Annotated in this window: 9 protein-coding genes; 1 reads left to right on the forward strand and 8 read right to left on the reverse strand. The window is 71.8% G+C overall.

The features are described 5' to 3' along the window. On the forward strand, positions 1 to 366 hold a 366-nt coding region (locus tag GT042_RS17400; protein ID WP_237530885.1), incomplete at its 5' end, for an aminoglycoside phosphotransferase family protein. Positions 367 to 1,046: 680 nt separating this feature from the next. Here the strand turns inward: GT042_RS17400 and GT042_RS17405 are convergent. From GT042_RS17405 to GT042_RS17440, 8 genes are all read right to left on the reverse strand, one after another. Continuing rightward, a complete protein-coding gene (locus tag GT042_RS17405) occupies positions 1,047 to 2,741 on the reverse strand; it encodes a proline--tRNA ligase (RefSeq protein WP_161309627.1) in 1,695 nt (564 codons plus the stop codon). A 112-nt stretch (positions 2,742 to 2,853) separates the two neighbouring features. After that, positions 2,854 to 3,420: a GNAT family N-acetyltransferase gene (locus GT042_RS17410; protein ID WP_161309628.1), complete on the reverse strand. Its 567-nt coding sequence runs from the start codon at positions 3,418 to 3,420 to the stop codon at positions 2,854 to 2,856. Between the two features lie 30 nt (positions 3,421 to 3,450). Beyond that, complete coding sequence (locus tag GT042_RS17415; protein WP_161309629.1) at positions 3,451 to 4,296, reverse strand: GNAT family N-acetyltransferase; 846 nt, start codon at positions 4,294 to 4,296, stop codon at positions 3,451 to 3,453. A gap of 192 nt (positions 4,297 to 4,488) precedes the next feature. Next, entirely contained in the window at positions 4,489 to 5,646 is a 1,158-nt protein-coding gene (ispG, locus tag GT042_RS17420; protein WP_161309630.1) for a flavodoxin-dependent (E)-4-hydroxy-3-methylbut-2-enyl-diphosphate synthase, read from the reverse strand. A 222-nt stretch (positions 5,647 to 5,868) separates the two neighbouring features. After that, positions 5,869 to 7,170, reverse strand: coding sequence for a site-2 protease family protein (locus GT042_RS17425; RefSeq protein WP_161309631.1), 1,302 nt, complete (start codon positions 7,168 to 7,170; stop codon positions 5,869 to 5,871). After that, a complete protein-coding gene (dxr, locus tag GT042_RS17430; protein ID WP_161309632.1) occupies positions 7,167 to 8,420 on the reverse strand; it encodes a 1-deoxy-D-xylulose-5-phosphate reductoisomerase in 1,254 nt (417 codons plus the stop codon). The genes GT042_RS17425 and dxr overlap by 4 nt, the downstream gene beginning before the upstream one ends. An 81-nt stretch (positions 8,421 to 8,501) precedes the next feature. Then, the gene (locus tag GT042_RS17435) at positions 8,502 to 9,317 is read right to left on the reverse strand and encodes a hypothetical protein (protein WP_161309633.1); all 816 of its coding nucleotides are present in this window, start codon (positions 9,315 to 9,317) and stop codon (positions 8,502 to 8,504) included. Positions 9,318 to 9,383: 66 nt separating this feature from the next. Further along, positions 9,384 to 10,373 (reverse strand): GNAT family N-acetyltransferase, encoded by a 990-nt coding sequence (locus GT042_RS17440; RefSeq protein ID WP_161309634.1) that lies wholly within the window; start codon positions 10,371 to 10,373, stop codon positions 9,384 to 9,386. Positions 10,374 to 10,498 lie beyond the last annotated feature (125 nt).

The following is a 10,498-nucleotide window of genomic DNA, read 5'->3' on the forward strand; positions in this document are numbered from 1 at the left end:
GCCCGCGACGAGCTGTGCGCGTCGGCGCCCGAGGCGCTGCTGCTGCACGGGGCGTTCCGGCAGGGCAAGGTGCTGGCGGGCGACCGGTCGCCGTGGCTGGCGGTGGGTCCGGAGCCGGTGGTCGGGGAGCGCGCATACGACTTGGCGCGGTTGGCGCGGGACCGGGTGGAGGACCTGGTGGCGGCGGCCCCCGGCGCGTCGTCTACGCGCCGCCGGGTCCGCCGGCTGGCGGAGTCCCTGGACATGGACCAGGAGCGGCTGCGGGGGTGGGCGCTGTTCCGGGCGGTGGAGTCGGGTGCGCGGGCGGTGGCGGTGGGGCGTCGCCAGGACGCGGAGGTCTTGCTGGAGTACGCGAGCTGGCTGTAGCGGTCCCCCGGCGACCGCGCCGCGCGAGGGTGTCCTCAATCGCCGGACGGGCTGGGGTTGCCCTGCTGCCCAGGCACGGCACGACCCGCCGCGTCCCGCACGCGCTGCGCGCGTTTGTCCTCAAACGCCGGACGGGCTTGATCCACCCCGGCCTGCCCTGTCCCGCACGCGCTGCGCGCGTATGTCCTCAAACGCCGGACGGGCTTGAGTGGTTGCTGAGCCCCAATCTTCCCTGTGGGCCCTGCGAGATCGAAGTTGCCCTCCGGGCACCACCGGCACGGCTGAGCCCGGGGGCACCTCAAGCCCCGCCGGCGATTGAGGCGCGGGGGCCGGGGGCAGAGCCCCCGAAGCAGGTACGCCGGCCGATCCCCGAAGCTGCTCGACACCACCCGCGAGGCTCATGCCCGGAGGGCATATCAAGCCCCGCCGGCGATTGAGGCGCGGGGGTCCGGGGGCAGAGCCCCCGAAGTAGGTGCGTCGGCCGATTCCCGAAGCGGTGCTCGGCAGCGCCGGCGGGGCCCATGCCCGGAGGGCACATTCAGCCCCGCCGGCGATTGAGGCGCCGGGGGCCGGGGGCGGAGCCCCCTAAGTCGGTACGGCAGGCGGCGTTGTGTCGGAGGGGGCCAGGGCGGAGGCCCTGGTCGGGGCCCCAGGGACATCGGGAGAGGCCCCCGCACGCGCTAGGCGCTCAGGCGCGAAACCGCGTCCGCCACCGACAGCTCCTCCTTCTCCCCCGTGCGGCGGTCCTTCAGTTCCACCACGCCCTCCGCCGAACGCCGCCCCGCCACCAGGATGTGCGGTACGCCGATCAGCTCCGCGTCCGTGAACTTCACGCCGGGCGAGACCCCGGCCCGCTCGTCCACCAGCACCCGCAGCCCCGCCGCCGCCAACTGCTCCGCGACGTCCAGCGCCAGTTCCGTCTGGAGCGCCTTGCCCGCCGCGACCACGTGTACGTCCGCCGGTGCGATCTCCTGGGGCCAGCACAGGCCCTTGTCGTCGGCGGACTGCTCCGCCAGCGCCGCGACCGCGCGGGAGACGCCGATGCCGTACGAGCCCATCGTCACGCGCACGGGCTTGCCCTGCTGGCCCAGCACGTCGAGCTGGAAGGTGTCGGCGTACTTGCGGCCGAGCTGGAAGATGTGACCGATCTCGATCGCGCGGTCGAGCTTGAGGCCCGTACCGCACGCGGGGCAGGGATCGCCCTCCTCGACCACGACGACGTCCAGGTACTCGTCCACCTCGAAGTCCCGCCCGGCCACCACGTTGCGCGCGTGCGTGTCGGGCTTGTTCGCGCCCGTCACCCACGCCGTGCCCGCCGCGATCCGGGGGTCGGCGATGTAGCGGATCTTGAGGCCCTGCGGGCCGACGTACCCGCGTACCAGGTCGGGCCGCTCCTCGAAGTCCTCGGCCGTGACGACCTCCACGACCGCCGGCGCGAGGTGCTCGCCGAGCTTGCCGAGGTCGACCTCGCGGTCGCCGGGCACGCCCACCGCCGTGATCTCGCCGTCGATCTTGACGAGCAGGTTCTTGAGCGTCGCGGAGGCGGGCACGCCCAGGTGCGCGGCCAGCGTCTCGATGGTCGGGGTGTCGGGGGTGTCCAGCTCCTCCAGGGGCCCGTGCTCGACGGCCTCGGCGGGCGGGGTGAAGGCGAAGGTGACGGCTTCCGTGTTGGCCGCGTAGTCGCAGTTCGGGCAGTCCACGAACGTGTCCTCGCCCGCAGCCGCCGGCGCCAGGAACTCCTCCGACGCGGACCCGCCCATCGCACCGGACACCGCCGAGACGATCCGGAAGTCGAGGCCGATGCGGGCGAAGATCTTCTGGTACGCGGCGCGGTGCAGCGCGTACGACTCGGCTAGGCCCTCGTCCGTGGTGTCGAAGGAGTACGAGTCCTTCATCTGGAACTCGCGCCCGCGCAGCACACCCGAGCGGGGCCTGGCCTCGTCGCGGTACTTGGTCTGGATCTGGTAGAGCATCACCGGCAGGTCCTTGTAGGACGAGCACTGGTCCTTGACCAGCTGGGTGAAGATCTCCTCGTGCGTCGGGCCGAGCAGGTAGTCCCCGCCCTTGCGGTCCTTGAGGCGGAACAGCAGGTCACCGTACTCGTCCCAGCGCCCGCTCGCATCGTACGGCTCCTTGGGCAGCAGCGCGGGCAGCAGCACCTCCTGGGCGCCGATCGCGTCCATCTCCTCGCGGACGACGCGCGAGATGTTGTCGAGCACCTTCTTGCCCAGCGGCAGCCAGCTCCAGATGCCGGCGGAGGTGCGGCGTACGTAACCGGCGCGGACGAGCAGCTTGTGGCTGAGGGTCTCGGCGTCCGCCGGGTCGTCGCGCAATGTCTTGGCCATCAATCGGGACATGCGCTGGACCTGGGACATGGGGAGCACTCCTGCGTTCTCTCGGCTGATGCCTGGAGGTTAGCCGGGCGGTACCGGCGGGCGGAAATCAGTAAGAGCGGGCTCTCCCGCCAGGACAGGGCCGGGAAGCGCCCTAGGGCCTGCGCAGTGGCAGGTGCGCGCCCATCACCGCGTACGGCTTCGGAGCGCTCGGGAACAGCACCCGCCGCGCGAGATCCTCGTACCCCAGCATGCGGTACAGCCGCCGGGCCGGGCTCTCGATGTCGATCGCCGACAGGATCGACCGGGGCTGGGCCGCGCCGTCGGTGAGGGTGGTGATCAGGGCGCGGCCGATGCCCCGGGCCTGGAAGCCGGGGTGGACGTGGAGTTCGGTGATCACGAACGTGTCGTCCAGCCAGCTGTCGGTGCCCGCCGAGCGGAGGTACGGCTCGACCACCGAGGACCACCAGTGCGCGCGGTCGTTCGGCAGCCCGTACACGAACCCGACGAGGCGCCCGTCGTCCGTGGTCGCGCCGAGCGCGCGGCAGCCGGGGTACATCAGGTGCCGCAGCACGATGTGGCGGCGTACCTCGATCTCGTCGTCGCTGAGCCCGAAGGCGAGCGCCTGCACAGCGAGTGCCTCGTCGACGCGGGCGGCGAGGTCGACCGGGCCCACCTGTACGTCGGGGGTCCGGGGGTTGTCCCCGGGGATGCTCAGCATGGGCCGAACCCTACTGACCGCGGGGCACGCTCAGAACAGCACGCTCATGAACGCGCCGACCTCACGGAACCCGACGCGCCGGTAGGCGGCCCTGGCGGGGGTGTTGTAGTCGTTGACGTACAGGCTCACGACCGGTGCGACGTCGGTGAGCGCGTACCGTACGACGGCGGCCATGCCGGTCTCGGACAGGCCCCGGCCGCGGTGGGCGGGGTCGACCCAGACGCCCTGGATCTGGCAGGCGCGCGGGGTGGCGGCGCCGATCTCGGCCTTGAAGACGACCTTGCCGTCCTCGATCCGGGCGAACGACCGTCCCGCGCCCACGAGTTCGGCGACCCGCGCCTGGTAGAGCAGCCCGCCGTCGCCGGCCAGCGGGGAGACGCCGACCTCCTCGGTGAACATGGCGACACACGCCGGCATGATCACGTCCAGCTCGTCCTTGCGGATCCGGCGGACGAGCGGGTCGGGCGGCACGGTCGCGGGGAGGTGTTCGGTGACCATCAGCGGCTGGTTGGCTCGGACCTCGCGGGCCGGGCCCCAGTTGGGTTCGAGCAGGCGCCAGAGCTGGGTGGTGGCCTCGACGGGCCCGACGATGGAGGAGCAGCGGCGGCCGGTCCTGCGGGCACGGTCGGCGAAGCCGCGTACGGCCTCGGGGGTGGCGCAGATGGGGACGAGGTTGGCGCCGGAGTAGCAGAGCGAGCGCAGGCGCCCGTCCGCGTACCAGCCCCACATCTCGCCGCCGAGGCGCCAGGGGTCGAGCCCGGCGACCTGCACGCGCGAGGTCACGAAGGCGTTCGTGACGGGATCGCTCTCCAGGATGGCGAGCGCCGCGCCGAGTTCGCTGGGTTCGAGGACCCGGGTGGTGGTGTGCGTCAACACGAGGGCCTCACCGAACGGTCTGCTGATCTCCGCACTGTACCTGGCGGCCGGGCGGAGCGCCGCCCCCCGTACAGCGGATCCCGCGGCCCCGGTGGTGCGGGGACGCGGGATCCGGTGGGAGTTCGCGGTGGAGTCCGGAGGGGGTCCGGTGAGGGGAGGGTGCCGGCCGGGTCGGGGCGGGCGGCCGGCCGGTCAGCCGGAGACGGAGACCTCGGGCTCGCCGGAGGGGATGCCGTCGCGCTCCATCTGCTCGGCGATCTTCATCGCCTCTTCGATGAGCGTCTCCACGATCTTCGACTCGGGGACGGTCTTGATGATCTCGCCCTTGACGAAGATCTGGCCCTTGCCGTTGCCGGAGGCGACGCCGAGGTCGGCCTCGCGCGCCTCGCCCGGTCCGTTGACGACGCAGCCCATGACGGCGACGCGCAGCGGCACCTCCATGCCGTCGAGGCCCGCCGTCACCTCGTCCGCGAGCTTGTAGACGTCGACCTGGGCGCGGCCGCAGGACGGGCAGGAGACGATCTCCAGGCGGCGCTGCTTGAGGTTGAGCGACTCCAGGATCTGGATGCCGACCTTGACCTCCTCGGCCGGCGGGGCCGACAGGGAGACGCGGATGGTGTCGCCGATGCCCTCGCTGAGCAGCGCGCCGAACGCGACGGCGGACTTGATCGTGCCCTGGAACGCCGGCCCGGCCTCGGTGACGCCGAGGTGCAGCGGGTAGTCGCACTGGGCGGCGAGCTGGCGGTACGCGTTGACCATCACGACCGGGTCGTTGTGCTTGACCGAGATCTTGATGTCCTGGAAGCCGTGCTCCTCGAACAACGAGGCTTCCCACAGCGCCGACTCGACGAGGGCCTCGGGGGTGGCCTTGCCGTACTTCTTGAGGAGGCGCGCGTCCAGGGATCCGGCGTTCACGCCGATCCGGATGGGCGTCCGGGTCTCCCGGGCCGCCTTCGCGATCTCCTTGACCTTGTCGTCGAACTGCTTGATGTTGCCCGGGTTCACCCGTACCGCCGCGCAGCCTGCGTCGATCGCCGCGAAGACGTACTTCGGCTGGAAGTGGATGTCGGCGATCACCGGGATCTGCGACTTGCGGGCGATGGTCGCCAGCGCGTCCGCGTCGTCCTGCGTCGGGCACGCCACCCGGACGATCTGGCAGCCGGAGGCGGTCAGCTCCGCGATCTGCTGGAGCGTCGCGCCGATGTCCGACGTACGGGTGGTCGTCATCGACTGCACCGACACCGGCGCGTCCCCGCCGACCGCGACCGATCCGACCTGGATCTTGCGGCTGACCCTTCGTTCGGCGAGCTTCGTCGGAACGGCGGGCATTCCGAGAGAAATTGCAGTCATCTGGTGTGCAACCCCAAGGTGTGGTTCAGATGCGGATCGGACTGGGTGGTCGGACCGGCTGGTCGGACTGACCGGCCGGGCGGCCCGGCCGGGCGGGACCGGCGGGCTCCGGAACCCCGAGATTACGCCACGCCGCCACGCCGGGGCACATCGCCGCGAAAAGTCCACCCAAAGGCCAACGGCCGGACACGAAAGGTGTCCGGCCGTGGCGAAGCGGGAGAATCAGCTGATCTTGACGGGGTTGACCACGTCGGCGATCAGGACCAGCACGGTGAAGCAGATGAAGATGCCGGCGACGACATAGGCCACGGGCATCAGTTTCGCCACGTCGAACGGGCCGGGGTCGGGCCGCTTGAAGAGCCGGGCGAGGTTGCGCCTGGCCGCCTCCCACAGCGCCCCCGCGATGTGCCCGCCGTCGAGGGGCAGCAGCGGCAGCATGTTGAAGAGGAACAGCGAGAGGTTGAAGCTCGCGACCACGAAGAGCAGGGTCGCGATCAGGTTCGGCGTCGGCTGGTCGAGGTTCATCACCTCGCCGCTGATGCGGGCCGCGCCGACCACGCCGACCGGGGAGTCGGCCTTGCGCTCGCCGCCGTCGAAGGCCGCGTTCCACAGATCGGGGATCTTGGACGGGAGGGCGACGATCGAGTCGACCCCGTCCTCCAGCATCGTCCCCATCCGGTCGACGGAGTCGGTGAAGGAGAGCGGGACGATCTCCGTGGCGGAGATGAAGCCGAGGTAGCCGGCCGTGACGTAGTCGCCCTCTATGGCCTGGCCGTCGGAGTCCTTCGCGAGGACCTGGTTGGAGACGAGGGTGGCGTGCAGGACCTTCTCCGTACCGTCGCGGTCGACGGTGACGGTGGCGGGTCCGGTGGTCTTCCGGATCAGGTCGGAGAGCGCCGACCAGTCCTTGACGGGCTGCCCGTTGAACGCCACGATCCGGTCGTCGGTACGGAGTCCGGCGGCGTACCCGGGTGACACGGGGTCGCCCTTGGCGCACGCCTCGCGGTTCTCGCTCTGTTCGATGACGCACTTCGGGACACCGGCGACCTTGGTGGTCTGGGTCGCGAAGCCGAAGCTCATGGACACGCCGAGGAAGATCGCGACCGCGAGGATCAGGTTCATGAACGGGCCCGCGAACATCACGATGACGCGTTTCCACGGCTTGCGTGTGTAGAAGAGGCGCGTCTCGTCGCCCGGCTCCAGCTCCTCGAAGGCCGCGGAGCGCGCGTCCTCTATCATCCCCCGCCACGGCGAGGTGGACCTGGCCTCGATACGGCCCTGGGCGTCGGGCGGGAACATGCCGATCATGCGGATGTACCCGCCGAGCGGGATCGCCTTGAGGCCGTACTCGGTGTCGCCCTTCTTGCGTGACCACACCGTCGGCCCGAAGCCGACCATGTACTGGGGCACGCGGATGCCGAAGAGCTTGGCCGTGGAGAGGTGGCCGAGTTCGTGCCACGCGATGGAGATCAGCAGTCCCACGGCGAACACGGCGATGCCGAGAATCGTCAACAGGATCGTCATGCGCGAGCCTCCGCTGTCGCCTTTACCGCGAGTTCCCGGGCCCGGGCACGGGCCCAGGTCTCCGCTTCAAGGACGTCCGGCACGGTGAGCGAGGTTCCCGTGAGGGGATTCCCGTGCTCCGCGACGACCTCGGTGACCGTGTCCATGATGCCGTTGAACGGGAGCCGGCCCCCCAGGAAAGCGTCCACGCACTCCTCGTTCGCGGCGTTGAACACCGCGGGAGCCGTACCCCCGAGCGTACCGACGTGCCGGGCCAGCCCGACCGAGGGGAAGGCCTCGGTGTCGAGCGGGAAGAACTCCCAGGCCGACGCCTTGGTCCAGTCGAAGGCGGGGGCCGCGTCCGGGACGCGCCGGGGCCAGCCGAGTCCCACGGCGATCGGTCCGCCCATGTCGGGCGGGGTGGCCTGGGCGAGGGTGGAGCCGTCGGTGAACTCCACCATCGAGTGGACGTACGACTGCGGGTGGACGACGACCTCGATCCGTTCGAACGGGATGTCGTACAGCAGATGTGCCTCGATGACCTCAAGACCCTTGTTGACGAGGGTCGCCGAGTTGATCGTGATCACCGGCCCCATGGCCCAGGTGGGGTGGGCGAGCGCGTCCTTGGGGGTGACGTCCGCCAGCTCCGCTCTCGTACGGCCCCGGAAGGGTCCGCCGGAGGCCGTCACGACCAGCTTGCGGACGTCGGCGCGGGTGCCGGCGGCCAGGGCCTGGAAGAGCGCGGCGTGCTCGGAGTCGACGGGGATGATCTGGCCGGGTCTCGCCACCGCCTTGACCAGGGGGCCGCCGACGATCAGCGATTCCTTGTTGGCGAGGGCGAGGGTGCGGCCGGCTTCGAGGGCGGCCAGGGTGGGGGCGAGGCCGATGGAGCCGGTGATGCCGTTGAGCACGGTGTGGCAGTCGGACGCGGCGAGCTCGGTGGCGGCCTCCGGTCCCGCGAGGATCTCGGGGAGGGGCTCGCCCGGTCCGTACTCCGCCCGCAGGGCCTCTCTGAGCGCGGGCACGGTGTCCTCGCGCGCGACGGCGACCGTACGCACTCCGAGCCGCCGCGCCTGTCCGGCGAGCAGCGCCACCCGGCCGCCCGCGGCGGACAGCGCGGTGACGCGGAAGCGGTCGGGGTTGCGCAGGACCAGGTCGATGGCCTGGGTGCCGACGGAGCCTGTCGAGCCGAGGACGACGATGTCCCGGCGGCCTTCTGCCGTGTCGAAGGCGATGTGCGGGTCCGCGAGAGGGGCTGGGCTGTCGCTCATGGGCCCCATTCTTGCCCCATCGACGCCGTGTCAGGACAGCGCGCCCCTCCACACGACCGAATCAGGACCCGCGGACGCCGGTCAGGAGGCGTCGAACTTGGCCCACTGGGCGCGGATCACGTCGACGGGCACCGCGCCGGCGTCCTTCGTCCCGATGTCCTTCGTGCCGGTGGCCTTCGTGCCGGTGACCTCGGCGCGGAAGGAGAGCGTGGTGGGGCCGGATCGTACGACGGTCAGGTATTCGTACAGCTTCTTCTTGCTCTTCTCGCTCTTCCCGCTTTCCCCGCTCTTCTCGCCCCGGACGTCGCGGATCGTGAAGCGGTACGCGACGGAGTCGTCCCCCAGATGCGGCGGCTTGACGGTTTCCACGGCGAGGTATGTCGCCCGCACGAGGGAGAGCCGGTCCTCGGTGAACCCGCCGGCGCAGGCGCGGGCCGCGGTGGTGAGGGCCTTCATCACGCGGGCGGCGCCCTGTCCCGCGTACGAGCGCAGCCGGACGTCCACGGTGACGCCCAGCGTCTCGCGGGGGTCCTCGGCCCGGCGGCCGACCTCGGCGGCGGGGCGGAATCCGCTGACGCCGGGGGCGAGGCTGACGAGGGGCTGGCAGACGGCGGGGGCGGCGGTGTAGTCCGTGTCGAGGGGCCCGCCGAGGGGGTACGTGGACACGGTGTAGACGCCTGCCCGTTCGCCGTCGGAGAGGGCGGCGGCGGTCAGTTGGCGTTCGGTGCGGGGCGGCGGGCCCGCCGGGGAGGCGGCGGGGGACGGCTTGTTGTCGGCCGTACCGCCGCCGGTGCATCCGGCGACGCCGGCCAGGACGCTCACGGCGAGCAAGGCCGCCGCCAGGCGGTCGCGGACCGGTCCCCGCCCGCGCCCGCCGCGTTTCTCTGCCCCGACCATGCGTCTCCCCCTGCTGTGTTGATCACGACGACCGAGGCTCGATTGTGCGGCACGGGGGCGGCCGGCTCACAACCCGGCGTCAGGAGCCTCGCGGGGCAGCGCGGTGTAGCGGTGCTCCAGGACCACGCGGTAGCCCGACACGTCGTACAGGCCCATCGCGACGGTGTTCCCGCCGAACACGTTGAACATCAGCACCGAGTCGCCCGCGCCAAGGGTCTCGTTCTCGGCGACCGCCATCGACGCGTGGCCGAACCCCTCGCCCCGCCGGTTCTCGTCGATCTCCAGCGAGAAGCCGAAGGTCACCCCCGGGAGGTGGTGGTGCTTGAGCCAGAGGGTGCCGACCGGGGCGCCCGCCGCCTCCAGGACGACGATGTTGTGGTCGGGGGTGGCCGGTCCGGCGGGCAGGAGGTCCGCGAAGTCGCGGTCGGACTTGGCCCGCGCCTCGTCGGGGGTGAGGGACCCGGAGCGGACGATGTCGGCGACGTACTCGTCCTTGCCCGCCACCAGCCAGGGGCCGTACTCGTCCGCCGTCATCGGGCGGGAGGTGAGGGCGGGCCCGGCCGCGCGGCCCGGCGTGGCTTCACGGGCCGGGGTTGCCTCGGGAGGTGGCGTGACGTCCCGGGCCGGCCCGGCGAGGTGGCGCAGGCGCGTCTGGCCCCGGACGGAGTAGTGCGCGAACAGCGGGTCCGCCTCGGTGAGTTGTACGGTCAGCCGGGTGGCCCCCGCCGCCGCGCATCGGTCCTCGGCCCACGTACGGGCGGCCTCGCCGTGTCCCCGCCCCCGGTGCGCGGGATCGATCCAGAGGTCCACGATCCGGCCGGTGAGGGCGGAGCCCGGCTCGTCCTCGTCGAGGGACACGGCGACCCAGCCCACCGTCCCGCCGCCGTCCGAGGTCAGTTCGGCGACCGTGCGCCGGGCCTCGTCGGCCCGGACCTCCTCGATACGGCGCTCCGCGGCGGCGGCCGGATGCCCGGCGGAGTCGTACGCCGCGCGCAGCCGCCGCTCGAAGCCCTCCTGCCAGCGGGAAGGGTCGTGCACCAGGCCGAAGTCCGTCATCGCGTCACCCTGTTCATCGCCGAGCCCTCATGTCCGCCGCCGCGCCCCTGGCCCGGAAGTCCGCCGAGACGATACGCGGTCGGCGGGCGCGCTCCCAGCGGTTTTCGGGGCGGGGGGCGGGGGTC

The organism is Streptomyces sp. SID3212 (assembly GCF_009865405.1).
In the GTDB taxonomy this organism is placed as follows: domain Bacteria; phylum Actinomycetota; class Actinomycetes; order Streptomycetales; family Streptomycetaceae; genus Streptomyces.